The sequence below is a fragment of the Streptomyces sp. NPDC002888 genome, from assembly GCF_042888465.1.
Classification (GTDB): Bacteria; Actinomycetota; Actinomycetes; order Streptomycetales; family Streptomycetaceae; genus Streptomyces.
Genome location: NZ_JBIAPU010000010.1, coordinates 181,309 through 205,918, shown reverse-complemented (window position 1 = coordinate 205,918; position 24,610 = coordinate 181,309). Strand labels below are relative to the sequence as shown.

The window sequence follows — 24,610 nt, the reverse complement described above, 5'->3', positions numbered from 1 at the left end:
TTGTCCTGCCGTGTGAATCTGGTCGAGGCCCCACCGAGGGGCCAAATCCCACTCACTACGGGAGTGAACCCACATGGGCATGAAGGACCAGTTCCAGGACAAGTCCGAGCAGTGGCAGCAGCAGGCCCGGGAGAAGGTGGGCCAGGCCAAGGAGCGGGCGCCGCAGCGTGGCGAGCGTGGCGAGCGCGGTGAGCGCCCCGAGCGCGGCCGGCGTGACGAGGAGACCGAGCGCGAGCGTCAGCAGCGCGAGGAAGAGGACCGCTTCGCGCAGGACTACGACGCGTAGCCGCTGCGCTCGGCTTGAACCATGAAGCGTGGGGTGCCCTCTGTTTCTTTGAGGGCGCCCCACGTTTTGCTTGCGTTGTTCGGTGCGTCGTCGGGTGCGGGTGGGTGGGGGTTGTTCGCGCAGTTCCCCGCGCCCCTAGGTACGCGGGGGCAGCTGTGGCCTTGATCGGTTCGGGGCGTTGCGGAGGTCCGGTGGGGTTGCTGGGGGGTTGGATTCCAGGAGTTCCAGAGCCAGGTAGACCGCGTCGGAGAGTTGGGCGTGGCGGCCCTCGGCCCAGTCCAGGGGGGTGCGCAGGATCTCGATGTCGGGGGTGACGCCCTTGTTCTCGACGGACCAGCCGTACGCGTCGAACCAGGCCGCGTTCATCGGTACGGTGATCACCGTGCCGTCGCCCAGTTGGTGACGGCCGGTCATGCCGACCACTCCGCCCCAGGTGCGCTGGCCCACCACCGGGCCCAGGTCGAGGAGTTTGAAGGCCGCCGTGATCATGTCGCCGTCGGAGGAGGTCGCCTCGTCCGCGAGGGCGACCACGGGACCGCGCGGGGCGTTCGACGTGTACGACACCGGCTGGGCGTCGCGGGTCAGGTCCCAGCCCAGGACCCTGCGCGTCAGCTTCTCGATGACCAACTCGCTGATGTGTCCCCCCGCGTTGCCGCGCACGTCGACGATGAGCGCGGGCCGGGACACCTCCATGCGCAGGTCGCGGTTGAACTGGGCCCAGCCGGAGCCGCCCATGTCCGGGATGTGCAGGTAGCCGCAGCGGCCGCCGCTCAACTCCCGTACGACCTCACGGCGTTTGGCCACCCAGTCCTGGTAGCGCAGCGGCCGCTCGTCGGCGAGGGGCACCACCGCCACCCGGCGAGGGGGCCCGGTCTCGCCGTTGGCCGCGGTGAAGGTGAGTTCCACCGTCGTACCGCCCGCGCCGGCGAGCAGCGGATACGGGCCCGTCACCGGATCCACCGGCCGTCCGTCCACATGGGTCAGGATCGCGCCCTCGCGGATCCCGGTGCCGGCCAGCGGGGAGCGGGCCTTGGAGTCGGAGGAGTCGCCCGGCAGGATCCGCCGGACGGCCCACCCGCCGTCCCTGTGGACGAAGTTGGCGCCCAGCAGGCCCTGCCGGCGCTGGTAGTGGGGCGGCCCCTCGTTGCGGCGGGAGGCGCTGACGTACGCGTGCGAGGTGCCCAGCTCGCCCAGCACCTCGCGCAGCAGGTCGGCGAACTCGTCCGGGGACGCGACCCGTTCGACGAGCGGCCGGTACTGGTCGAGGACCGCGTCCCAGACGATGCCGCACATCCCCGGATCCCAGAAGTGGGCGCGGATCAGCCGCCCGGCCTCCTCGTACGACTGGCGCCACTCGGCGGCCGGGTCGGCCTGGTGCAGGATGCGCCGCAGGTCGATCCAGACGGTCGTGTCCGGATCGCCGGACTCGGTGGCCGGCACGGCCCGCATGTCGCCCTCGTCGACCACGACCAGCCGGGTGCCGTCCCCGCTCACCGTGAACCAGTCGAGGTGCTCGACGAGTTCGGACTTCTTCGCCTTGCTGATGTTGAAGTACTCCAGGGTCGGACGGCCGGTGGTGTCGTCCGGGTTGGCGAAGGTCTCGCCCAGCGCGCCCGAGATCGGCCAGCGCAGCCAGACCAGACCGCCGCCCGCGACCGGGTACAGCGCCGAGTACTTGGAGGCGGTGACCGGGAACGGCGTCACCCGGCTCTCCAGCCCCTCGATCTCCACGGTCACCGTGCCGTCGCCGCCCTCGTCGTCCTCGGCGGGGTCCAGGCCCCCGGCGGCCGGACGGCCCTCGGGGTTCACCGCGAAGGGGGAGGGGGTCGCGGAGGACAGGGGCACCAGGTAGGGGCGGCAGCCGAGCGGGAAGGAGAGGTCGCCGGTGTGGACGTCGTACACCGGGTCGAAGCCGCGCCAGGAGAGGAAGGCGAGATAGCGGCCGTCCCTGGTGAAGACGGGGTTCTCGTCCTCGAAGCGGCCGTTGGTCACGTCGACGACCAGCGAGTCGCCGTTTCCGTCGGCGGAGATCCGCGCCATCTTGATCTGGCGCAGCGAGCGCCCGATCCCCGGATGCGACCACGTCAGCCACGCCCCGTCCGGCGAGAAGGCGACGTCGCGCACCGGTCCGTTGATCGACCGGATCAGCTCGGTCACCTCGCCGCCGGCGTCCTCCGTGGCATCGAGGAGCAGCAGTCGCCCGTCGTGCGAGGCGATGGCGAGCCGCTCGCCCTGGGGATCGCAGACCAGCTCCAGGACCCGGCCCAGCTTCCCGGAGGCCAGCCGCCGGGGCTCGCGGGCGCCGGTCGCGCGGGGCAGGTGGGCGATCTCGACGGCGTCCTCGCCCTCCGCGTCGGTGACGTACGCGACCTGACCGCTTTCGCCGAGCATCTCCGGGAGCCGGATCCGTACCCCCGGGGTGTCGATGAGGGTGCGGGCGGGGCCGTCGCGGTGGGTCAGCCAGTACAGGCTTCCGCGCACGACGACGGCACTGGCCCGCCCCGTCTCGTCCACCGACAGGCCGTCCACGTGCTGCGCGGCCGGGATCTGGTAGGGGCGGCGCCCCGCGCGCGGCCCGCTCAGCCGGACGTCGAGCCGGCGCGGCACGGAGCCGGGGGACAGGTCGTCGACGATCCAGAGGTCACCGGCGCACTGGTAGACCACCCGGGTGCCGTCGCTGGAGGCGTGCCGGGCGTAGAAGGCGTCGTGGTCGGTGTGACGGCGCAGGTCGGAGCCGTCGTACGCGCACGAGTAGAGGTTGCCGACGCCCTCGTGGTCGGAGAGGAAGGCGATCCGGCCGCCGACGAACAGGGGGGAGTGCAGATGGCCGCCGATGTCGGCCAGGAGCCGCTCGCCGTGCAGCCACAGCCGGCCCGTGGCGCCGCCCCGGTAGCGCTTCCAGGCGGCCGGTTCGTGCGGCGGAGTGCCGGTCAGCAGTAGGGTCTTCCGCTCGCCCTCGATGTCGGCGACCTGGATGTCGGAGACCGGGCCCCAGGGCAGCTTGCGGCCGGGGTCGCCGTCGGGGGTGACCTTGTAGGCCCAGGTGAAGTACGAGAAGGGCTCGCCGTGGGAGGCGACGGCGAGGATGTCACCCTCCGGCGTCCAGCCGGTGACCTGGGTGTCGGGGCTGCCCCAGTGGGTGAGCCGACGGGCCAAACCGCCGTCCACCGGCACCAGGTGGATCTCCGGGACGAGGCTGCGCCAGCTCGTGTACGCGAGGTGGCGGCCGTCGGGGGAGAAGCGGGGGTGGCCGGCCTTGGTCCGGTCGACGGTCAGCCGCCAGGCGCGGCCGGGGCCGTCGAGGGAGGTCAGCCAGAGGTCGTCCTCGGCCACGAAGCACAGCAGGTCACCGCTCAGGTGCGGCAGGCGCAGATAGCTCACCTCCCCAAGCTTTTCCGGCGAGCAAGAAAGGGGCAAATCGGAGGAAACGTACCTGAGTCGCACACGCGTGACCCAGGACACGTACGAAACAGTTTCGTTTCGCTGTGGGGTGCGCTACATTCGTCCTGTACGAAACAGTGCCGTACGCGGAAGACCGTCGGAGCGGAAAGGGTGAGTGGCATGGCTGAGGTCGCAGCAGCGCGGCGCAGCCGCATCACGCCCGAGCGCGAGGCCGAGCTCTACGCGGCCGTGCTCGACCTGCTCCGCGAAGTCGGCTACGACGCCCTCACCATGGACGCCGTCGCCACCCGCACACGGTCCAGCAAGGCGACGCTCTACCGCCAGTGGGGCGGCAAGGCCGAGCTGGTCGTGAAGGCCCTGAAGCACGGCAAGCCCGGACCGGCCGACGAGGTCGACACCGGGTCCCTGCGCGGCGACATGCACGCTCTCGCGATCCGTGAGGACGACTGCGAGATGGAGCGGAACTCCGCGCTGATGCGGGGCGTCGCCATGGCGATCCACAACAACGAGGATCTGCGCGGAGCCTTCCGTACGCAGGTCGTCGAACCGGAGATCGTCGCGTTCCGCCGCGTCCTGCAGCGGGCCATCGACCGGGGCGAGGTCCGCGCGGACTGCCCGGCGCTGGACTTCCTGCTGCCCATGCTGGTCGGGGCGTTCGCCACGCGCACGCTCCTGGAGGCCCAGCCGCCCACCCAGGCATTCATCCAGTCGTACATCGACGCCGTCGTGCTCCCTGCCCTCGGCGTTCGCACCACCTGACCGTCCCCAGGTCGCTGCCCCACCTGACGTCACCGCTCTCGTCGTCGGGCCGATCACCCCTGCCTCCCCGCCGGGTTGGTCACCCCTGCCCCAGGGGCCTGTGCCGGAACCCGGCCGGGCGCCTACACCCCACGACCTGACCGGGAGTACGCCCTCGTGGCCACGTTCCTCTACAAACTCGGCCGGTTCGCCTTCCGGCGAAGGCATGTCGTCGCCCTCGTATGGGTGGCGCTGCTCACCCTTGCGGGCGTCGGCGCGGCGAGCGCCCCCGCCGCCGGCAGCTCCTCCTTCTCCATCCCCGGCACGGAGGCCCAGAAGGCCTTCGACCTGCTGGAACAGCGCTTCCCCGGTATGAGCGCCGACGGCGCCACCGCACGCGTCGTCTTCAAGGCCCCCGACGGCGAGAAGATGACCGACGCCCCGAACAAGGCGACCGTCAAGGAGACGGTGAAGGAGCTGTCCGACGGCTCCGAGGTCGTCTCCGTCGCCGACCCCTACAAGGCCAACGCCGTCAGCAAGGACGGCACGGTCGCGTACGCGTCGGTGAAGTACGAGGTCTCCGGCATGGAGCTGCAGGACTCCTCCCGCGACGCCCTGGAGGAGACCGCGCAGAAGGCGCGGGACGCCGGGCTGACCGTGGAGATCGGCGGTGACGCGCTCCAGACGACCCCCGAGACCGGCGCCACGGAGATCATCGGCATCGCGGTTGCCGCGGTCGTCCTCGTCATCACCTTCGGCTCACTGGTCGCGGCCGGACTCCCGCTGCTCACGGCACTCATCGGCGTCGGCATCGGCGTCTCGGGGATCACCGCCCTGGCCAGCACCCTCGACCTGGGCTCCACCACCTCCACGCTGGCCATGATGATCGGCCTCGCGGTCGGCATCGACTACGCGTTGTTCATCGTCTCCCGCTACCGCGCGGAACTCGCCGAGGGACGCGAGCGCGAGGAGGCGGCGGGACGGGCCGTCGGCACGGCGGGCTCCGCGGTGGTCTTCGCGGGCCTGACGGTCGTCATCGCGCTGGTCGGCCTGTCGGTCGTCAACATCCCGATGCTGACGAAGATGGGCGTCGCGGCCGCCGGCACCGTGGCGATCGCGGTCCTCATCGCGCTCACCATGATCCCCGCCCTGCTCGGCTATGCCGGCCGCAAGGTCCGCCCGATGGGCGAGAAGAGCAGGATGCTGGGCGGCAAGCGCGCCGAGAAGAAGCCGTCGCGGCCGAACATGGGCACGCGCTGGGCGAGCTTCGTCGTACGCCGTCCGGTGGCCGTCCTGATGATGGGCGTGATCGGCCTCGGCGCCGCCGCCGTCCCGGCCGCCTCCCTCGAACTGGGCCTGCCGGACGACGGCTCCCAGCCGACCTCCACCACCCAGCGCCGCGCCTACGACCTGCTCTCCGAGGGCTTCGGCTCCGGTTTCAACGGCCCGCTGATGGTCGTCGTCGACGCGCAGGGCAGCAAGGACCCGAAGGCGGCCTTCACCAAGGTCGGCGACGAGATCAAGGGGCTCAAGGACGTCGTCACCGTCACCCCGGCGGCCCCCAACAAGGCCGGCGACACCGCGACGATCACGGTCATCCCGCACTCCAAGCCGTCGTCGGTCGCCACCGAGGACCTGGTCCACTCCATCCGTGACGCGGGTGCGGGCATCAAGGCCGACACCGACGCGGACGTCCTGGTCACCGGCACGACGGCGATGAACATCGACTTCTCGCAGAAGCTGAACGACGCGCTGATCCCGTACCTGGTGCTGGTGGTCGGTCTCGCCTTCCTGCTCCTGATCGTGGTCTTCCGCTCGATCCTCGTCCCGCTGAAGGCGGCCCTCGGCTTCCTGCTGAGCGTGATGGCGGCCCTCGGCGCCGTGGTCGCGGTCTTCCAGTGGGGCTGGCTGTCCGGCCTCATGGGCGTCGAGGAGACCGGCCCGATCATGTCGATGATGCCGATCTTCATGGTCGGCGTGGTCTTCGGCCTCGCGATGGACTACGAGGTGTTCCTCGTGACCCGGATGCGGGAGGCGTACGTCCACGGCGAGAAGCCCAGCCAGGCGATCGTCACGGGCTTCAAGCACGGCGCACGGGTCGTCACGGCGGCCGCGGTGATCATGATGGCGGTCTTCGCCGGCTTCATCGGCTCCGGCGAGTCGATGATCAAGATGATCGGCTTCGGCCTCGCGATCGCGGTCTTCTTCGACGCCTTCATCGTCCGCATGGCGATCGTCCCGGCGGTCCTGGCGCTGCTCGGCAAGAAGGCCTGGTGGCTGCCGAAGTGGCTGGACCGCGTCCTGCCCAACGTGGACGTCGAGGGCGAGGGCCTGCGCGTGCATGACGAGGACCGTGACAAGGAACTGGTCCGCGCCTGACGCACAGGCTCCTCTGAAAGACCGGCCGGTGAGGGCTTCCGTGGGGACGGGGCTGCCTTCACCGGCTTCTTTCGTGCGGGCCTCTTCGGGCCAGAGCCATCCGTCAGGCAGCCCGAGTGGGCCGTGTTGGAGGGTTCGCGCCAGGGCGCGGGCCGATCCCAGCGGGCCAGTGGGCTGGAGCATGGCCCAACCCCGCCAATTCCACCCACCCACTCGGGGGGCGCGGACTGTGTGCGGTTGCCGGGGCGCAAGATGTTCTCAACCGAGTGTGAGCCAGCGGATGCCCAGGCGGCTGACGTCCAAGGCTTCCTCTCTGGTGATCGGCTCGCGCCCCGTCGCCTTACGCAAGAAGCGAAGCTGACCCCAGCCCAGCTTGTCCAGCGCCGCAGCGCCATCCGGGCCGCCGAGCAGAAGATCCTGCACCAAATCTGCGGCTTGGGAAGTGAGCCACGGTTTGCGCCCCAGGGCGTCGGCCAGGTCCAGGCCGTGCACGGCGATCTCAACCACCCGCGTCAGCAGGAACTCCGACAGAAGCATCGGATCGCCGTGCCGGGTGCGAACCACACGGCCTTCCGGCTCGGCCTGGCACAGTCGATCCACCTTCTGCCAGGTGGCGTTGAAGTCCTCGGCAAGCGCAGAACCGCTGAGCTGCTCGGCCGCATGGTCCTGGGCCAGAGCGATCCGAGCCGCGTTGGTATCCGGAGCGAAACGGTCGTCGGGGCGGTAGTACTCCACTGCCGAGACCTCGGCACGGGTCGGTGCCGGCTCGGCCAGCATGCCCGGCAGCCAGGCAATCACCACACGGACATGCGCCAGCAACTCGCTCACTGTCCACGGCACACACCGCGTCGGCAGACGCCACTCGGCCGCTGAGGCCCCGGCCATCGCCTGTGTGAGCTGCCCAGCCTCAAGACGAAACGCTTCAACTACCCGCCCCTGGTTCATGCCGATCAAGTTACCCGGCCAGAACTGGTGCAGCAGCAGAGCTTCAACGCGCTCTGAGGGACAGATCGATCATCGTGGGTGCGGCCATCGGGGCGGTGTTCTTCTTTGATGCTGCGGGCCGGGTGAGCCCGCCCGCCCCCACCCGGGTGAGTCCCCCGACGTCAACGGGCGCCGGCCTGCTCATCCCGCCCCTCCCGCTTGCCCTGCTCCTCCCGCTCGCCCTGCTCCTCCCGGCCCCCCTCCTCCACCCGCCGGGGCAGCAGCAGCGGCGTCGCCAGCAGCAGGGCGCCCGCCATCGCGATCGCCGTGCGGGGGCCGGTCAGGGTGGCCAGGAGGCCCCACAGCGCCGTCAGCGCCGCGGTCGTCGCCTTGCTGGTGACCGACCAGGCGGTGAGGGTACGGGCCGTGCGGTCCGTCGGCGTCATCTCCAGCCGGTAGGTCGCGTACACCGGGTTGTACACGGCACAGCACGTGATCAGCGCGAACTCCACGCCCATCACGAGCAGCAGCCCCGTCGTGCCGGAGTGGACGAACGCCAGCCCGACGCCCCAGCAGGCGCGCAGGATGCCCGTGGTGCGCATCACCGCGGGCCGGCCGAAGCGGGCGACGAGCGGGCGGGCCAGCCGGGAGCCGATCAGGCCGCCCGTGCAGGGCACCGCGAAGGCGAGGGCGTACTGCCAGGGGGCGAAGCCGAGAGGGCCCAGCATGAGGACGGCGAGGAGGGGGGTGGGCGCCATGATCAGGCCGTTGACCAGCACGGTGTTGAGGAACAGGGGACGCAGGGAGGGGTGGGTGAGGATGTACCGCCAGCCTTCCAGCAGGTCACCGACCCGCAGTCGCGGAGCGTCCTTCGGCGCCGGGCGAGGCGCCGGGCGAGGCTCGTTCCCCCCGATCGCCCGGATGCCCGCCGCCGACAGCAGGTAGCTGACCGCGTCGGCCAGTACCGTCGTCACCGGGCCGAACAGCCCGATCGCGGCCCCGCCGAGCGGTGGGCCGACCACGGTGGCGGTCCAGGTCGTGGACTCGAAGCGGGAGTTGGCGACGAGCAGGTTCTCGGGCGGTACGAGGGCTTTGAGGCAGGCGCCGCTCGCCGCGTTGAAGGTGATGTCGGCCGCGGCGACGACGATGGCCACGACCAGCAGTTGGGCGAAGGAGAGTCCGCCGAGCGCGAAGGCCGCCGGGATGCTCAGCAGCGCCGCGCACCGGACGAGGTCCGTCGCGATCATCACCGGCCGCTTGCGGCGGAACTCCACCCACGGCCCGAGCGGCACCGCCACCGCCGCCCCCACCGCGAGCCCCGCGGCCGCGAGCAGCGACACCTGGGCCGTACCGGCGTGCAGCGCGGTGATCGCGATCAGCGGGAACGCGTCGAAGGCGATCCACGTGCCGAACGTACTGACCGTGTACGCCGTCCACAGCCACCTGAACTGCCGTCCCAGAGCCCGCCCGCCCCCCAAGCCCGCACCTCCGCGCCTCTTCAATTCTCGCTCTCTTCTATACACCCACCGCCCCGTGGGTGCGCCCGCCCCTCCGTAGGAGCACCCTGGAAGCAGGTGTTCCGGAGGTGATCGTCATGATGCACACCACAGTGGGATGGCATGTCGAGCTGGAGTTCCAGGAGGACGACGAGCACACGCGGGCGGCCGCGCTCGTGCGGCTGCCCGATGGCTCCGAGGTAAGGGCGCGCGGGCACGCAAGCCGGCACCACACCGACTCCAATCAGCCGAGGGTCGGTGAGGAGATCGCCGGGGCGCGCGCGCTCAACGAACTCGCGATGGAGCTGCTGACCAAAGCGCACGAGGAGATCGACGCGGCGTCCGGCCGGACCTCGCACCCGATCAACGTCTGAGTCACGCGAGGTCTGTCACGCGAGCGCGGTTCGCAGCGCCCGTACCAACGCCTGCGCCCTCGGATCCGCCGTCACGCTCTTGCGGAAGCCGTTCGTCACGTAGCCGAACGCGATGCCGGAGTCCGGGTCGGCGAAGCCGAGGGCGCCGCCGCGGCCGGGGTGGCCGAAGGAGCCAACGGACAGGAGGGGGGACGCGCTGCCGTGGAGCATGTATCCGAGGCCGAAGCGGGTGCCGATGACCAGGACACGGTCGGGGCCCGCCGACTGCTCGCCGCGCGCCAGTTCCATGGTCGGCGGGGTGAACAGCCGTACCCCGCCGTCCACTTCGCCGATGAGTGAGGCGTAGAAGCGGGCCAGGCCCTCCGCGGTCGCGATGCCGTTGGAGGCGGGCAGGGCGGCCGCCCGGTAGGCGGGGTCGTTCTCGTCCGGCAGCGGGGTGATCGCGGCGAAGGCGCGGCGGGTGAGTGACTCGGGGTCGGCGTAGGCCTCGGAGACCGCCCGCTTGGGGCGGGTCCGCAGCGCGCCCGCCTGGACCGGGGCCTCGACCTTGCCGACCCGGCCCACGCGCCCGGCCTCGCCCGCGGGCAGTCCGAGCCAGAGGTCCGCTCCGGCCGGGCCGGCGATCTCGGTCGCGATCCACTCGCCGATCGGACGGCCGGTGATCCGGCGCACCAGCTCGCCGGTGAGCCAGCTGTACGTCTGCGCGTGGTACCCGTGCTCGGTCCCCGGCTCCCACACCGGTGCCTGCGCCGCGACGGCCTCCGCGCCGAGCACCGGGTCGGCGGCTTCGGCGGGCGTCAGCGGGCGGTCCAGCACGGGCACGCCCGCGCGGTGCGCGAGCAGGTGCCGTACGAGGGTCCGCTCCTTGCCGGCCGCCTTGTACTCGGGCCAGTACTCGCCGACCGGGGCGTCCAGGTCCAGCTCTCCGCGCTGGTGCAGCAGCAGGAGTACGGCGGCGGCGACGCCCTTGGTCGCCGAGCGCACGATCTGGGCGGTGCCCTGCTCCCAGGGGGCCGTGCCGTCGACGTCCTTCGTGCCGCCCCACAGGTCGACGACCTTGTGCCCGTCGCGATAGACGGTCACCGCGGCGCCCCGCTCCCCGAGCGTCTCGAAGTTGCCCGCGAACGCCTCCCTGACCGGCTCGAAGCCCTCGGCCACTGTGCCGTTCACGTCCACGCCCGCACTTCCCTCCGGCTCGCCTGCGACTGTGCGGGCAACACCCGGAAAGAGCCTGCGATTCCCTGGTTGCGCTAGCCGAGCAGGATCGTGACCTCGATGTTGCCGCGGGTCGCGTTGGAGTACGGGCAGACCTCGTGGGCCGCGTCGACCAGTTTGCCGGCGATGTCCGCGTCGAGGACCGGGAGGGAGACGCTCAGGGCGACGGCGAGGCCGTAGCCGCGCTGCTTGTTGGGGCCGATGCCGACCTTCGCGGCGACCGTGGAGCCGGTGAGGTCGAAGCCCGCCCGGCGGCCGACGAGGACGAGGGCGTTGTGGAAGCAGGAGCTGTAGCCGGCCGCGAACAGCTGCTCGGGGTTGGTGCCGTTGCCGTCGCCGCCGAGTGCCGGGGGCATCGCGACCTTCAGCTCGATCTGGCCGTCCTGGCTGGTGACATAGCCGTCCCGGCCGCCGTGCGCGGTGGCTTCGGCGACGTACATGATCTTCGTCGGACGGGTGTCGACGGTGTCGACGGAGTCGACGGCAGCGCCTTCTGTCACGGCGGACCTCCCCCGGAATTCATTCTCCCCAATTACATCGTGCACAAGGTACCGACCGGTAGGGAGGGGTTCGGCTACCAGGGGGTAGTAACCGGGGGTAACTCCAGGTGGGGTCTCAGCGGCCTCAGCGAGTCTCAGCGGGACCGTCCCGCCGCGCCGTTCGCCTTCTCCGCGAGCTGCCACAGTTCCTCGCGCAACCGCCCGACCGCTGCCACGTCGAGCCCCGTCGACTCGAGAAGCGCGCCGGGTACGCGCGTCGCGCGCTCCTTGAGGTCCTCCGCGCGCCCCGTACACGCCACCAGCACCGAGCGCTCGTCCCGCGCCGAGCGCTCCCGCCGTACCAGCCCGGCCGCCTCCAGCCGTTTCAGCAGCGGCGAGACCGTCCCGTAGTCGAGCCGCAGCGCCTCGGCCAGCTCCTTGACCGTGGTCTCGCCCCGGTCCCACAGCACCAGCAGGACCAGGTACTGCGGATAGGTGAGGCCGAGCTCGTCGAGGAGCGGGCGGTACGCGGCCGTCACCGCGCGCTGGGCCGCGTACAGCGCGAAGCACAGCTGCTCGTCGAGGAGCAGCGAGGCGCCCTCCGCGGTGGTCTCCTCGTTCGTCACGCGCCCCATTGTCACGGACGGCCGGTGCACCCCGTCGCGGCATGGGCCGAATGTCACGGACGATTCGTGCCCGCCGACACGGAACGCGGGTCGAAGCCGAACGGGAGCTCCAGCCGGTGGGCGCGCATCAGCTCGTCGTCGCCGAGCAGCTCCGCCGTCTTCCCGTCCGCCGCGATCACCCCGTCGCTCAGGATCAGCGAGCGGGGGCACAGCTCCAGCGCGTACGGCAGGTCGTGGGTGACCATGAGGACGGTCACGTCCAGCGAGCGCAGGATGTCGGCGAGTTCGCGGCGGGATGCGGGGTCGAGGTTGGAGGAGGGCTCGTCCAGGACGAGGATCTCCGGCTCCATCGCCAGCACGGTCGCCACGGCCACCCGGCGCCGCTGGCCGAAGGAGAGGTGGTGCGGCGGGCGCTCCTTGAACTCCGCCATGCCGACCCGCATAAGCGCACGTTCCACGCGCTCCTCCAGCTCGGCGCCCCTGATCCCGGCTGCGGCCGGGCCGAAGGCGACGTCCTCGCGGACCGTCGGCATGAACAGCTGGTCGTCCGGGTCCTGGAAGACGATGCCGACCTTGCGCCGGATCTCGGCCATGTGCCGCTTGCTCACGGGCAGCCCGGCGACCGTCACCGTGCCCGTGCCGCCGCTCAGGATGCCGTTGAGGTGCAGCACGAGGGTCGTCTTGCCGGCGCCGTTCGGCCCGAGCAGCGCGACGCGCTCGCCGCGCTCGATCGAGAAGTCCACGCCGAACAGGGCCTGGTGGCCGTCGGGGTAGGCGAAGGCGAGGCCGGAGACCTCCAGGGAAAGGGAAGCAGTCACAGGGTCCATCCCAGCAGACAGACGACGAGGGCGGCGAACGGGAGGGCGAGGGCGTAGGACCACTGCGCCCGGGAGGCGGTCACCTCGTCGATGACGGGCATCGAACCGGCGTACCCGCGGCTGACCATGGCCAGGTGCACGCGCTCGCCGCGCTCGTAGGAGCGGATGAACAGCGCGCCCGCCGACTTGGCGAGCACACCCCAGTGCCGTATGCCTTTCGCTTCAAAGCCGCGGGACTCGCGGGCGATCCGCATGCGGCGCATCTCGTCGGTGATGACGTCGCCGTAGCGGATCATGAAGGACGCGATCTGCACGAGCAGCGGCGGCAGCTTCAACCGCTGCAGACCCAGGAGGAGTTCGCGCAGTTCGGTGGTGGAGGCGAGGAGGACGGAGGCGGCGACGCCGAGGGTGCCCTTGGCGAGGACGTTCCAGGCGCCCCACAGGCCGTTCACGCTCAGGGACATGCCCAGCACCTCGACCCGCTCGCCCTCCGCCACGAACGGCATGAGCACGGCGAACGCGACGAACGGCACCTCGATCAGCAGCCGGCGCAGCAGAAAGCCGGCCGGCACGCGCGCGAGGTGGGCGACCACGCCCAGCAGCACCGCGTACAGGCCGAACGCCCACATCGCCTCCCGCGGTGTGGACACCACGACCACCACGAAGGTGAACACGGCGGCGAGCTTGGTGTGCGGCGGCAGACCGTGCACGGGCGAGTGCCCGTGCCGGTAGAGCTTGTGCGCGTGTCCGGCACCCATGACGTCAGACGTTCTCGACGGCCGTGGGGGACGCGTCCGCGGTACGGCGCCTGCGCACCGCCCAGAACACGCCGCTGCCCGCGACGACGGTGACGCCGACGCCGATCACGCCCGCGAGGCCGCCGGAGAGGCGGGCGTCCTTGATGTCCTTCACGCCGTAGTCGGCGAGCGGGGAGTCGGAGGACGCGTGCTCCTCGGTCCTCTTGTCGATGCCCTTGTCCGCGGCGACCTTCTCCAGGCCGTCGGGGCTGGCCGAGGCGTAGAAGCTGACGAACCCGGCGAGGACGAGGGACGTGACCAGGCCGGTGATCCACACCTTGCGGTGGGACCGGGCGGCGACCGGCACCGGCTCGGCGGCCGGCGCGTCGACGAGCTCGCCGTTCACCCGGAGCTTCAGCTTCTGCTGGAGGCCACGAGCGCCGTAGACGAGGTCCGGCCGTACGGCGATGACGGCACCGACGGTCAGTGCGGTGATCGCGGCCTCGCCGAGGCCGATCAGCACGTGCACGCCGATCATCGCGGTGGCGACCTTGCCGATCGCGACGTCCGTGGTGCCGCCGACCGCGTACAGGAGCGTGAAGGCGACGGCTGCGGCCGGGACGGAGAGCAGCGCGGCGACGAAGGAGGCTGCGGTGACGGAGCGGCGGGTGCGCGGCAGCACCTTCACCAGGCCGCGGAAGACGGCGTAGGCCACGACCGTCGTCACGATCGCCATGTCGGTGATGTTCACGCCGAGCGCGGTCAGCCCGCCGTCGGCGAAGAGGATGCCCTGCATGAGCAGGACGACCGACACGCACAGGACCCCGGTGAAGGGGCCCACGAGTATCGCGGCGAGCGCACCGCCCAGGAGGTGACCGCTGGTTCCGGCCGCCACGGGGAAGTTGAGCATCTGTACCGCGAAGATGAACGCGGCCACCAGACCGGCCAGCGGTGCCGTCCGCTCGTCGAGTTCGCGGCGCGCGCCGCGCAGGCTCACGGCGATGGCGCCGGCGGCGACGACTCCGGTCACGGCGGAGGTCGGAGCGTTGATGAATCCGTCAGGTACGTGCACCGTTCGATGATAGTGGCTTGATGCGAACGGTTCGCAAGAGCGCATCACTTGTGTATCGCGTGTATCGCGTATATCGCACATGTGAGATACGTCGGTCCCAAGAAGCGCGCCCCGGAAAATATGCGACATTGGATGGGAAGCGGATGCACAGCTTTCGCACAGGTCACGCAGCGTAAGGGGCCGGTCCGATGTCCGTAGTCGAGCAGTACGCGCGAGCCCACGTCGTCACGGACGCGGACCTGGTCGAGGAAGAACACGAGGCCGTCCCCGTGATCCTGCGCTACGACCCGGAGACCGACCCCCGCTCGGTCCGGGTCCGTCTCCCCGACACGCACGAGTGGACCTTCTCGCGCTCCCTGCTCGAACAGGGCCTGCGTGCCCCGACCGGCGCCGGAGACGTCCGCGTGTGGCCGTGCGGACGCGTCCAGGCCGTCGTCGAGTTCCACTCCGCCCAGGGCGTCTCGGTCGTGCAGTTCGAGTCCAAGACGCTGCTGCGCTTCCTGCGCCGGACATACATGGCGGCGGCCAAGCCGGTGCCCCACTGACGTGTGTCCGGCACTGACGTGTGTCCGGCACTGACGTGTGTCCGGCACTGACGGGCGTCCGGCACTGACGGGCGTTCAGCGCCGGTGGGTGTTCAGCCGCCCGCCTTGAGCAGTGCCGCCACGATCGGGCCCGCCGTGTCGCCGCCGTGGCCGCCCGCCTGGACGACGCCGGCGGCGGCGAGGTCGCCGCGGTAGGCGGTGAACCAGCCGTTGGGCTTCTTCTGGCCGTCGACCTCCGCCGAGCCCGTCTTGGCGCCGTAGTCGGGGCCGAGCCCGGACATCGCCTCGGCGGCGGTGCCGGCGGCGGCGGTGTACTGCATCAGCTCACGCAGCTGGGACAGCGTGGAAGCGGACATGGTGCGCGACGCGGTGGCCAGGGTGCGGTCGTCGACCGACGGGGCGACCAGGTACGGCTGGTGGAAGGTGCCCGCCTTGACCGTCGCGGCCACGGACGCCATGTTCAGCGGGTTCATCCGCACCCCGCCCTGGCCGATGAGGGACGCCGCCATCTGGGCCTGTGACTGGACCGGCACCCGGCCGTCGAAGGTCGGGACGCCGATCGCCCAGTTGTTCATCGACAGGCCGAAGACCTGCTGCGCCTGCTTGGTCAGGTCGTCGTTCTCGAGGTCGGGCGCCTGGCTGATGAAGGCCGTGTTGCAGGAGCGGGCGAAGCTCGCCTTGAACGTGCCGCCCTTGATCTCGAACTTGTCGTCGTTCTGGAACTTCCAGCCGCCGTACTTGAAGTACTTCGGGCACGGATGCGCCTTGTCCGCCGAGGCGAGCTTCTTGTCGATCAGCAGCGAGGAGGTGATGACCTTCATCGTGGAGCCGGGCGCGAGGGAGCCCTGGAAGGCGGTGTTGAAGCCGTGGCTGGTGTTGGCCACCGCGAGGATCTCGCCCGTCGACGGCCGCAGCAGCACCACCGACGCGCGTGCCTTCTTGGCCACCTGCTGCTCGGCGTCGGCCTGGAGGCCCGGGCTCAGCGTCGTCTTCACCGTGCCCGGCGTGCCCTTGCTGAGTTCGAGGAGCGTCTTGTCGGACGCCTTCTTCGCGATCGACGCCTTCCCGCGGATCACCCGCAGCTCGACGCCCGCCTTCCCGCCGGCCTTCTTGCCGTACTTCTCGCGCAGTCCGTCCAGGACAGGTTCCAGGGACGGGTACTTCTTCGTGGTCAGCTCGCCGCCGTCCCGGTCGAGCGCCTTGACGGGCGGGGTGCCGGACTCGCCGGTGACGAGCGTGTCGCCGTCCTGCAGGTCGGGGTGGACCACGGAGGCGTGCCAGTCGACCAGCGGCTTGCCGTCCTTCGCCCGGCGGACGACGGTCAGCGCGCTGTCGTACGCCAGCGGCTTGCTGACGCCCTTGAAGTCCACGGTGCCCTTCACGGAGAACGGCACCTTGTCGCCCGCGCGCGTGCCCGCGGTGAGGGTGACGTTCTTGAGGTGGGCGTCCTTGGTGTAGCCGGTCAGGAGGGATGCGGCGGCCGTGGAGTCGTCCGTGCCGGCCGCCGCCTTGGTGACCTCGCCCTGCTGCCATGCAGTGAGGAACGTCCGGGCCGCGGTGGTCACCTCGGTCGCCGACAGCGGGCCGGTCTTGACCGACGGCGACTTCTTGCCGGCCGAGGCCGACGCCGTCGTACCGTCGTCGGCCGCCGCCCCGCCCCCGTACAGCGCGTAGACGCCGATTCCGGCGCCGCCGACGACCACGGCGATCATCCCGCCGATGACGGCGGGCTTCGTCTTTCGCCGCTCGGCGGCGCGCCCTCTGTTGCCCACTGTTTGCGTTCCTCCGCGTGATCGCGGGGCGCCCCCACAGCCCCTTTGCCCTCGTTGTCCTCACACACCCCAACGACGGCAACCACACTAGAGTCCCGATCTCCGTGGGTGACGTCAGCCTCCAGTTCGTAGCACGGCTGCGACAATCGGACCGGCCGCGTCACTGCCGTGACCGCCGTCCTGGGCCATGGCGGCGGCGGCGATGTCGTCGCGGTAACCGGTGAACCAGCTGTCGGAGTTGGTCTGGCCGCCGATCTCGGCGGAGCCGGTCTTCGCGCCGATCCGGCCGCTGAGGCCCGACATCACGCCGGCCGCGGTGCCGCTGGTGGCGGTGCGGTTCATCATGGCGCGCAGCTGCTGGACCGTACTTGCGGACAGGCCCCGCGCGGTGGCCAGCTCACGGTCGTCGAGGCTCTGCGCCACGATCACCGGCTGCCGGAAGGTGCCCGTCATCGCGGTCGCCGTCACCGAGGCCATGTTCAGCGGGCTCATCTGGACCTGGCCCTGGCCGATGAGGTTGGCCGCCTTGTCCGGGCCGCCGGCCGCCGGGATCGAGCCGTCGAAGGACGGGATGCCGGTCTTCCAGTTGTCCCGGCCGAGCCCGAAGCGGCTCTGGGCCTCCTCGGTCAGCGACTCGGTCTGCAGGGACTTCACGTACTTGATGAAGGCGGTGTTGCAGGAGCGGGCGAAGCTGTCGGCGAGCGTGGCGCTCTCGTTGGGCTTCATGTTCTTGAGGTTGTGGAAGGTCTGGCCCTCCCACATCACGCTGTCGGGGCAGGGCGCGGGCCCGCTCGCGGTGGTGAGCCCCTTGTCGATGAGCGTGGCCGCGGTGACGATCTTCATCGTGGAGCCGGGCGGGACCTCGCTGAGGAACGCGGCGTTCCATTCGTCGGTGCGGTGGTTGGCGACCGCCAGCACCTCGCCGGTACTCGGCTTCACGGCCACCACCGAGGACTGCGCGTACCTCTTCACCGCCTGCTCGGCCGCCGCCTGCGCGCTCGCGCTGATCGTCGTCGTCAGCTTGCCCGCCTTGCCCTTGGCGAGGGTCAGCAGCGAGGTGTCGGCGGTGTTCGGGTCGGCGTGGTGGATCGCCAGCTCGACGCCGGGGGTGCCGCCCGCCTTCTCGCCGTACTTGGCGCGCAGCTCGTCCAGGATCGGGCCGAGCGAGGGGTACTTCTCCTTCGTCAGGACCTTGCCGTTGCGGTCCACGGCCTCGATGGGCGGGCTCGCCGACTCGCCGGTGACGAGCGTGTCGTCCATGTTCTTCAGCCCGGGGTACACGAGGGAGGGCTGCCAGTCGACCAGCGCCTTCCCGGTCGACACCCCGCGCACGACGGTCAGCGTGCCCTTGTAGTCCAGCGGCTTGGACTTGCCGTCGTACGCGACCTTCGCCTTGACCGTGAACGGCACCGTGTCGCCGCTCGCCGTCCCGGGCGTGATCTTCACGCCGGTGATGTGCGCGGTCTCGCCGTACGAGGTCAGCAGCGGCTCGGCCTTCTCCGCGTTGTTGGTGTACGCCGCCGCCGTCGCCGCGTCGCCCTTCTCCCAGGCCGCGAAGAACTTGGCCGTCGTCTCCTTCACTTCCGAACTGCTCGGCGGACCGCTCTTCTTCGTCGTCGCGGTGCCTGCCTGGTTTGTGCTCGTGCCGCCCGTCCCGCCGTCGCCGTTCAGCGCGGACAGGAAGTTGTAGGCGCCGTACCCGGCCCCGCCCACCATCACGGTGAACACCGCGCCGACTATGCCGGCCTTGGCCCCCTTGCGCATGCCCGTTCCCTTCCCCGTTCCCCGTTGAGCTTCCCCCGCGTTTTCTGAACGCGTTCAGAAAGCTGGTCGTGCTTCGCACTGTAAGCGGAACAGGGACCGGTTGTGACGGGTGTTTACAGAAGTTGTCCGAACGGAGATCAGGGATATGACTCAGACCCAGGTATCCAGCCACATCCGTGAACGCCAGGAGTCGATGGGAATCGCCGTCCCCGTGTACAGCGGCCAGAAGTAGATGAAGTTCCACGCGATCAGCAGCACCAGGACGCCCGCGCCCGTCGCGCCGGCGACGCGGCGGGTGTCGGAGGAGCCGGGTGGGCCGGCGAGGGCGCCGATGAGCATGGCCACCGCGAGGCAGAGGAAGGGGACGAAGACGACGGTGTAGAAGAGGAAGATCGTGCGGTCCTGGTACAGGAACCAGGGGAGGTAGCCGGCGGCGATACCGCAGGCGATGGCGCCCGCGCGCCAGTCACGGCGGAAGAACCAGCGCCACAGGACGTACAGGATCGCGAAGCAGGCGGCCCACCACAGCAGCGGCGTGCCCAGGGCCAGGACCTCGCGGGCGCACTTCTCGCCCGCGTCGGCGGGGCAGCCGTCCTTGCCGGGGGAGGGCGACTCGTAGAAGTACGAGACCGGGCGGCCCAGGACGATCCAGCTCCAGGGGTTGGACTCGTAGGTGTGGGGCGAGGAGAGGTTGATGTTGAACTTGTAGACCTCGTGCTCGTAGTGCCACAGGCTCAGCCACCAGTCCGGGAACAGCCAGGACCAGCTGCTGGACCTGCCGTTGGCGGTGGCCCAGTCGCGGTAGTAGCCGCCCGAGCCGTTGGTGGAAGAGAGGATCCAGCCGGTCCACGAGGCGATGTAGGTGACGATCGCCACCGGGACCGTCGCCAGGAACGCGATGCCCAGATCCCGCTTCAGCACCGCCGTGTACGGGTGGCGGGCGCCGGCGACCCTGCGGGAGCCGATGTCCCACAGCACCGCCATCACGCAGAACGCGGCGAGGATGTACAGGCCGTTCCACTTGGTGCCGATGGCCAGGCCCAGCATCAGACCCGCGAGCCAGCGCCAGGGGCGCCACCCGAAGCGGGTGGTCTCGGCGGTGTGCACGTCGGGGCGGTACCGGCCGTCCGCGTCGGCCGGGATCGCCGCCGCGAGTTTCTCCCGCGCCTTGTCGCGGTCGATGACCAGGCAGCCGAACGCGGCCAGCACGAAGAACATCAGCACGCCGTCGAGCAGCGAGGTGCGGCTCATCACGAAGTGCATGCCGTCCACGGCCATGAGGGCGCCCGCCAGGCAGCCCAGGAAGGTCGAGCGGAACAGGCGGCGGCCGATGCGGCACAGCATCAGCACGGAGAGGGTGCCAAGGAGCGCCGTCATGAAGCGCCAGCCGAACGGATTGAACCCGAACATCAGCTCGCCGAGCCCGATGACGTATTTGCCGACCGGCGGATGCACCACGTACGCCGCGTCCGTCGGGATCGGGACGTGCCCGTTCGAGGAGAGCACGAGGTCGTTGACGTTCTTGTCCCAGTTGACCTCGAAGCCCCGGTGGACGAGCGCCCACGCGTCCTTGGCGTAGTACGTCTCGTCGAATATCACCCGCTTCGGGCTCCCGAGGTTCCAGAACCGCATCAAGCCCGCCATGAGCGTGACGAGCAGCGGGCCGCCCCACCCGGACCAGCGCGTGATCCGCTCGGCGAGCACCGGTGGCACCCCGAACGCCTGCCACAACCGGGGGCTGGGCTGGACAAACGGCGGCACGAGCCGCTCGCGGACGTCGGAGGCGGGCTTCGCCGGGTATCCGAAACGGCGCAGCCGCTGCTGCCACGTCGGCCGCTGGTCGTGCGGCGCCTGGCCCTGCCGGGTGTCCATGGAGGACGCGGTACTGGTCACCGCGCCATCGTAGGGAACCGTTCTGTGTGAGTCCCGTGCTTGGGCCCCAACCATGGCCGGGGCCGGTCCCTGCGAGGATGGATATGTGACTGGAACCCTTGTTTTGGCGGGCACCCCCATCGGCGACATCTCGGACGCGCCGCCCCGGCTCGCGGAGGAGCTGGCCGGCGCGGACGTCATCGCGGCCGAGGACACCCGGCGGCTGCGGCGACTGACGCAGGCGCTGGGTGTGACGCCCAAGGGGCGCGTCGTGTCCTACTTCGAGGGCAACGAATCCGCCCGCACCCCCGAGCTGGTCGAGGAACTGCTCGGCGGCGCGCGTGTGTTGCTCGTCACGGACGCCGGGATGCCGTCCGTGTCCGACCCCGGCTACCGGCTGGTCGCCGCCGCCGTCGAGAAGGACGTCCGGGTCACCGCCGTCCCCGGCCCGTCCGCCGTGCTCACCGCGCTGGCGCTGTCCGGCCTGCCCGTCGACCGGTTCTGCTTCGAGGGGTTCCTGCCGCGCAAGGCCGGCGAGCGGCTGTCGCGGCTGCGCGAGGTCGCCGAGGAGCGGCGCACCCTCGTGTACTTCGAGGCCCCGCACCGGCTCGACGACACCCTCGCCGCGATGGCCGAGGTCTTCGGCACCGGCCGGCGGGCCGCCGTCTGCCGCGAGCTGACCAAGACGTACGAGGAGGTCAAGCGCGGTCCGCTGGACGAGCTGGCGGCGTGGGCGGCCGAGGGCGTACGGGGTGAGATCACCGTCGTCGTCGAGGGCGCGCCCGAGCGCGGCCCCGAGGAACTCGACGCCGCGGAGCTGGTGCGCAGGGTGCGGGTGCGCGAGGAGGCGGGGGAGCGGCGCAAGGAGGCCATCGCGGCCGTGGCGGTCGAGGCGGGACTGCCGAAACGTCAGGTGTTCGACGCGGTGGTGGCGGCGAAGAACGCCTCTTGAGGCGCGGCCGGAAACACCACCGAACTTCAGCCAGGAACACCCTCTGAGCAGGGCGCATTTCCGATGAGCGGGCGCCCCATGAGCGGTTAAAGGGTGGGCGCGAAAGGCAAAGCCCAGCCCCCTCGTCCGGGGCCGCTTCGGCAAGGAAAGTCCAAATCGGCTCCAACACTCGACAGGCCCGATGCGTTCACGCCGGTGGAGGCGTCCACTGGGTTGAGGGGAACAGACCCGTCCCCCTCAACCGGCGGACAAGAGGAGCTGGCATGAGTGAGACCGCCGTCGTCCACGAGTCGTATTCCTTCGTCTGCATGCGCTGCGGACACGGCTGGGAGCAGTCGTACGACATCGAGCACCACGTCGACGGGGAGGGCCGGGAGTTCGTGACGTACATAGCCGACGGCAGTGCCGTGCCGTCGCCGCTGAGCCGGCCCGCGTGCAGGAACTGCGACGGCCACGTCGTGCGCATCATGCGTGCCGGACAGGTCTCGTCGGCGCTCAGCGCGGCGCGGCGACAGCCGCCGGTGCCCCGGCAGGGGGCCACGGTGGAGGATCAGGCGGAGGGCCACCCGCAGGACGAGGCGGCCAGGGACCACCACTGGCACCTGTCCGACCTCCTGCACCCGTTCCAGCGCAAGGCGAGCTGAGCGAACGGGTCCGAGGGCAGGGGCGTGCCCCTTTCGTAGGATCGGGGCATGCCTTCGAACGCCTCCGACAAGAACGACAAGAGCAACAAGCACGACAAGAGCGGTAAGAGCGACAAGAACGCCGCACCGCCGCTCCCGGAGCCCCTGCGGGTACCGGTCGCCGACTCCCACACCCACCTCGACATGCAGTCGGGGACCGTGGCGGAGGCGCTCGCGAAAGCCGCGTCCGTCGGGGTCACCACCGTCGTGCAGGTCGGCTGCGACGTGAACGGCTCCCGGTGGGCCGCCGAGACGGCCGCCGCGTACGACAGCGTCCACGCGACGGTCGCCCTGCACCCCAACGAGGCACCGCGGATCGTCCACGGAGACCCCGACGGGTGGTCGCGGCAGGGGACGCGCGAGCCGGGCGGCGACGCCGGCCTCGACGAGGCACTCGCCGAGATAGACCGCCTGGCCGCGCTCCCTCACGTCAAGGGCGTCGGCGAGACGGGCCTCGACCATTTCCGCACCGGGCCCGAGGGCAAGGCGGCGCAGGAGCGGTCGTTCCGGGCCCACATCGAGATCGCCAAGCGGCACGGCAAGGCCCTCGTGATCCACGACCGCGACGCCCACGCCGACGTCCTGCGTGTCCTGAAAGAGGAGGGCGCCCCCGAGCGCACCGTCTTCCACTGCTACTCCGGCGACGCCGAAATGGCCGAGATCTGCGCCCGCGCCGGCTACTACATGTCCTTCGCGGGCAACGTCACCTTCAAGAACGCCCAGAACCTGCGCGACGCCCTCGCCGTCGCCCCCCTGGAGCTGGTCCTCGTGGAGACCGACGCCCCCTTCCTGACGCCGGCGCCCTACCGCGGGCGGCCCAACGCCCCGTATCTCGTGCCGGTGACCGTGCGCGCCATGGCCGCCGTGCGCGGCATCGACGAGGACGCCCTCGCCACGGCGCTCGCCGCGAACACGGCCCGCGCCTTCGGTTACTGACCGTATCGACTGACTGTCCGTAGCCGCGTCGCTTTGGAGAGTGACCGCCGCTCCGCTAGGTTCTGGGGGCCCGATCCGGACCCCTCTGGCCTTCTGGAGCGTGTCGGCGTGAGCAACTACCAGACGTTCGAGACGTACGGCCCGAGCGAGCCGTACGGCGGCTCCGGCTCGCCGGGGGTGCCCGAGCCACCGGGCATTCCCCGTCCCCCCGGCGTGCCCGGCGGCGACCTGCACAGTGCGGCGACGCTCGTGTACGGGGTCCGCACGGCGCCCGGGGCGTACGAGGACACCTACCGCCCCGCCTACGAGGTGCCCGAGCCGACGGTTCCCCGCCAGGCGGACGGTGCCGAGCCCGCGCGCGCCGTGGCGGGGCGGCGCTCCACGCGCCGGCGCAGGGCGCGGTACGCCGAGCGCGTCGACGGCCCGCTGCGCCGACTGCTCCCGCAGGCACTGGTCGTCGCCTTCCTCGCCGGCGGCACCACCGCCTTCGTCGCCAAGGACAAGGCGATCGAGCTGACCGTCGACGGCAAGCCGCGCACCCTGCACACCTTCGCCGACGACGTGACCGAACTGCTCGCCCAGGAGGGCATCCACATGGGGGCGCACGACATGGTGGCGCCCGCCCCCGGCACCGCGCTCACCAGCGGCGACGAGATCGCCGTCCACTACGGGCGTCCCGTACGGCTCACCCTGGACGGCCGGCGGCACGACGTGTGGACGACGGCGCGCACGGTGGAGGAGGCGCTCGAAGAGCTCGGGGTGCGAGCGGAGGGCGCGTACCTCTCCGCCGCACGCCACCTGCGGATCGGGCGCGAGGGGCTCGCGCTGGACGTGCGCACCGAGCGCTCCCTGACGATCATGGCGGACGGCCGGGCCCGCACCCTGCGCACCAACGCCGCGACCGTCCGCGAGGCCGTCGAGCAGGCCGGGATCACCCTGCGCGGCCAGGACACCACCTCCGTCCCGCCCGGCAGCTTCCCGCGCGACGGGCAGACCGTCACCGTGCTGCGGATCACCGGCACGAAGGAGGTCCGCGAGGAGGCGATCCCGTTCGCGGCACGGCGCACCGAGGACCCTTCGCTGTTCCGGGGCACGGAGGTCGTCGACCGCGCGGGCCAGGCGGGGCTGCGCCGCATCACGTACCTCCTGCGCACCGTCAACGGGGTACGGCAGAAGCCGCGCCGGACCAGGACCGAGGTGGTGCGCGAGCCACGGGTGCAGGTCGTGCGCGTGGGCACCAAGCCGCTGCCGACGTCGATGGGTGGCGCGGAACGGCTCGACTGGCGGGGCCTCGCGGTCTGCGAGTCGGGCGGGCGCCCCGACGCCGTCGACCCCTCGGGCACCTACGGCGGGCTCTACCAGTTCGACACCCGGACCTGGCAGAGCCTCGGCGGCAGCGGACGGCCCCAGGACGCGTCGGCGGCGGAGCAGACGTACCGCGCGAAGAAGCTGTACATGCGGCGGGGGGCTACGCCGTGGCCGCATTGCGGGGGGCGATTGCACGGGTAAGGCAGAGCTGCGGGCAGTCGTGCCGCTGGGG

Annotated in this window: 21 protein-coding genes; 9 read left to right on the top strand and 12 right to left on the bottom strand. The window is 71.0% G+C overall.

The features are described from left to right. Positions 1-73 precede the first annotated feature (73 nt). The gene (locus ACFYWX_RS18630; RefSeq protein ID WP_389425118.1) at positions 74-286 is read left to right on the top strand and encodes a hypothetical protein; all 213 of its coding nucleotides are present in this window, start codon (positions 74-76) and stop codon (positions 284-286) included. 135 nt (positions 287-421) lie between these two features. Here the strand turns inward: ACFYWX_RS18630 and ACFYWX_RS18625 are convergent, their stop codons facing one another. Further along, positions 422-3,667: a S41 family peptidase gene (locus tag ACFYWX_RS18625; RefSeq protein ID WP_389425117.1), complete on the bottom strand. Its 3,246-nt coding sequence runs from the start codon at positions 3,665-3,667 to the stop codon at positions 422-424. Between the two features lie 180 nt (positions 3,668-3,847). On the opposite strand from ACFYWX_RS18625, the gene ACFYWX_RS18620 reads away from it, so the two are divergent. Together ACFYWX_RS18620 and ACFYWX_RS18615 are read left to right on the top strand one after the other, a co-directional pair. Continuing rightward, positions 3,848-4,447: a TetR/AcrR family transcriptional regulator gene (locus tag ACFYWX_RS18620; RefSeq protein WP_389425116.1), complete on the top strand. Its 600-nt coding sequence runs from the start codon at positions 3,848-3,850 to the stop codon at positions 4,445-4,447. Between the two features lie 156 nt (positions 4,448-4,603). After that, the gene (locus tag ACFYWX_RS18615) at positions 4,604-6,805 is read left to right on the top strand and encodes an MMPL family transporter (RefSeq protein ID WP_389425115.1); all 2,202 of its coding nucleotides are present in this window, start codon (positions 4,604-4,606) and stop codon (positions 6,803-6,805) included. Positions 6,806-7,063: 258 nt separating this feature from the next. On the opposite strand, the gene ACFYWX_RS18610 is transcribed toward ACFYWX_RS18615, so the two are convergent. Beyond that, the gene (locus ACFYWX_RS18610) at positions 7,064-7,750 is read right to left on the bottom strand and encodes a maleylpyruvate isomerase N-terminal domain-containing protein (protein ID WP_389425114.1); all 687 of its coding nucleotides are present in this window, start codon (positions 7,748-7,750) and stop codon (positions 7,064-7,066) included. 161 nt (positions 7,751-7,911) lie between these two features. Continuing rightward, positions 7,912-9,207, bottom strand: coding sequence for an MFS transporter (locus ACFYWX_RS18605; protein ID WP_389425113.1), 1,296 nt, complete (start codon positions 9,205-9,207; stop codon positions 7,912-7,914). Between the two features lie 116 nt (positions 9,208-9,323). Between ACFYWX_RS18605 and ACFYWX_RS18600 the strand changes: the two genes are divergently transcribed. Next, a complete protein-coding gene (locus ACFYWX_RS18600) occupies positions 9,324-9,599 on the top strand; it encodes a DUF1876 domain-containing protein (RefSeq protein ID WP_389425112.1) in 276 nt (91 codons plus the stop codon). Between the two features lie 15 nt (positions 9,600-9,614). Here ACFYWX_RS18600 and ACFYWX_RS18595 read toward each other — a convergent pair whose 3' ends face one another. The 6 genes from ACFYWX_RS18595 to ACFYWX_RS18570 all read right to left on the bottom strand — a co-directional run bounded on the left by ACFYWX_RS18595 (position 9,615) and on the right by ACFYWX_RS18570 (position 14,546). Further along, positions 9,615-10,775 carry a serine hydrolase domain-containing protein gene (locus ACFYWX_RS18595; RefSeq protein ID WP_389425111.1) on the bottom strand — a complete coding sequence of 387 codons (1,161 nt, stop codon included), beginning with the start codon at positions 10,773-10,775 and terminating at the stop codon, positions 9,615-9,617. Positions 10,776-10,849: 74 nt separating this feature from the next. Beyond that, a complete protein-coding gene (locus ACFYWX_RS18590) occupies positions 10,850-11,314 on the bottom strand; it encodes an organic hydroperoxide resistance protein (RefSeq protein WP_389425110.1) in 465 nt (154 codons plus the stop codon). Between the two features lie 134 nt (positions 11,315-11,448). After that, positions 11,449-11,919 carry a MarR family winged helix-turn-helix transcriptional regulator gene (locus tag ACFYWX_RS18585; protein ID WP_389425109.1) on the bottom strand — a complete coding sequence of 157 codons (471 nt, stop codon included), beginning with the start codon at positions 11,917-11,919 and terminating at the stop codon, positions 11,449-11,451. A gap of 53 nt (positions 11,920-11,972) precedes the next feature. Beyond that, positions 11,973-12,746, bottom strand: a complete 774-nt coding sequence (locus tag ACFYWX_RS18580; RefSeq protein WP_389425108.1) for an energy-coupling factor ABC transporter ATP-binding protein — start codon at positions 12,744-12,746, stop codon at positions 11,973-11,975. Further along, positions 12,734-13,495 carry a cobalt ECF transporter T component CbiQ gene (gene cbiQ / locus ACFYWX_RS18575; RefSeq protein WP_389425107.1) on the bottom strand — a complete coding sequence of 254 codons (762 nt, stop codon included), beginning with the start codon at positions 13,493-13,495 and terminating at the stop codon, positions 12,734-12,736. The genes ACFYWX_RS18580 and cbiQ overlap by 13 nt, the downstream gene beginning before the upstream one ends. Before the next feature lie 4 nt (positions 13,496-13,499). After that, positions 13,500-14,546 (bottom strand): energy-coupling factor ABC transporter permease, encoded by a 1,047-nt coding sequence (locus ACFYWX_RS18570; RefSeq protein ID WP_389425106.1) that lies wholly within the window; start codon positions 14,544-14,546, stop codon positions 13,500-13,502. Positions 14,547-14,734: 188 nt separating this feature from the next. Here ACFYWX_RS18570 and ACFYWX_RS18565 point away from each other — a divergent pair, with 188 nt between their 5' ends. Further along, positions 14,735-15,091, top strand: coding sequence for an SsgA family sporulation/cell division regulator (locus ACFYWX_RS18565; RefSeq protein ID WP_389425105.1), 357 nt, complete (start codon positions 14,735-14,737; stop codon positions 15,089-15,091). Positions 15,092-15,183: 92 nt separating this feature from the next. Here ACFYWX_RS18565 and ACFYWX_RS18560 read toward each other — a convergent pair whose 3' ends face one another. The 3 genes from ACFYWX_RS18560 to ACFYWX_RS18550 all read right to left on the bottom strand — a co-directional run bounded on the left by ACFYWX_RS18560 (position 15,184) and on the right by ACFYWX_RS18550 (position 20,520). Then, positions 15,184-16,863, bottom strand: coding sequence for a penicillin-binding transpeptidase domain-containing protein (locus tag ACFYWX_RS18560; RefSeq protein ID WP_389425104.1), 1,680 nt, complete (start codon positions 16,861-16,863; stop codon positions 15,184-15,186). A 114-nt stretch (positions 16,864-16,977) separates the two neighbouring features. Next, positions 16,978-18,627 (bottom strand): penicillin-binding transpeptidase domain-containing protein, encoded by a 1,650-nt coding sequence (locus ACFYWX_RS18555; RefSeq protein ID WP_389425103.1) that lies wholly within the window; start codon positions 18,625-18,627, stop codon positions 16,978-16,980. A gap of 150 nt (positions 18,628-18,777) precedes the next feature. Continuing rightward, complete coding sequence (locus ACFYWX_RS18550) at positions 18,778-20,520, bottom strand: dolichyl-phosphate-mannose--protein mannosyltransferase (RefSeq protein ID WP_389425102.1); 1,743 nt, start codon at positions 20,518-20,520, stop codon at positions 18,778-18,780. An 85-nt stretch (positions 20,521-20,605) separates the two neighbouring features. Between ACFYWX_RS18550 and rsmI the strand changes: the two genes are divergently transcribed. From rsmI to ACFYWX_RS18530, 4 genes are all read left to right on the top strand, one after another. Beyond that, positions 20,606-21,451: a 16S rRNA (cytidine(1402)-2'-O)-methyltransferase gene (gene rsmI / locus ACFYWX_RS18545; protein ID WP_389425101.1), complete on the top strand. Its 846-nt coding sequence runs from the start codon at positions 20,606-20,608 to the stop codon at positions 21,449-21,451. Between the two features lie 263 nt (positions 21,452-21,714). Continuing rightward, positions 21,715-22,095 carry a hypothetical protein gene (locus ACFYWX_RS18540; RefSeq protein ID WP_389425100.1) on the top strand — a complete coding sequence of 127 codons (381 nt, stop codon included), beginning with the start codon at positions 21,715-21,717 and terminating at the stop codon, positions 22,093-22,095. A 48-nt stretch (positions 22,096-22,143) separates the two neighbouring features. Next, entirely contained in the window at positions 22,144-23,070 is a 927-nt protein-coding gene (locus ACFYWX_RS18535) for a TatD family hydrolase (RefSeq protein WP_389425099.1), read from the top strand. Positions 23,071-23,178: 108 nt separating this feature from the next. Beyond that, positions 23,179-24,579 (top strand): ubiquitin-like domain-containing protein, encoded by a 1,401-nt coding sequence (locus ACFYWX_RS18530; RefSeq protein WP_389425098.1) that lies wholly within the window; start codon positions 23,179-23,181, stop codon positions 24,577-24,579. Positions 24,580-24,610: the final 31 nt, after the last annotated feature.

Coding starts and splice junctions, on each gene's coding strand:
- ACFYWX_RS18540 (WP_389425100.1), top strand. CDS start 21,715: ATGAGTGAGACCGCCGTCGTCCACGAGTCGTATTCCTTCGTCTGCATG.
- ACFYWX_RS18600 (WP_389425112.1), top strand. CDS start 9,324: ATGATGCACACCACAGTGGGATGGCATGTCGAGCTGGAGTTCCAGGAG.
- ACFYWX_RS18610 (WP_389425114.1), bottom strand. CDS start 7,750: ATGAACCAGGGGCGGGTAGTTGAAGCGTTTCGTCTTGAGGCTGGGCAG.
- ACFYWX_RS18620 (WP_389425116.1), top strand. CDS start 3,848: ATGGCTGAGGTCGCAGCAGCGCGGCGCAGCCGCATCACGCCCGAGCGC.
- ACFYWX_RS18555 (WP_389425103.1), bottom strand. CDS start 18,627: ATGCGCAAGGGGGCCAAGGCCGGCATAGTCGGCGCGGTGTTCACCGTG.
- ACFYWX_RS18535 (WP_389425099.1), top strand. CDS start 22,144: ATGCCTTCGAACGCCTCCGACAAGAACGACAAGAGCAACAAGCACGAC.
- ACFYWX_RS18565 (WP_389425105.1), top strand. CDS start 14,735: ATGTCCGTAGTCGAGCAGTACGCGCGAGCCCACGTCGTCACGGACGCG.
- ACFYWX_RS18580 (WP_389425108.1), bottom strand. CDS start 12,746: ATGGACCCTGTGACTGCTTCCCTTTCCCTGGAGGTCTCCGGCCTCGCC.
- ACFYWX_RS18630 (WP_389425118.1), top strand. CDS start 74: ATGGGCATGAAGGACCAGTTCCAGGACAAGTCCGAGCAGTGGCAGCAG.
- cbiQ (WP_389425107.1), bottom strand. CDS start 13,495: ATGGGTGCCGGACACGCGCACAAGCTCTACCGGCACGGGCACTCGCCC.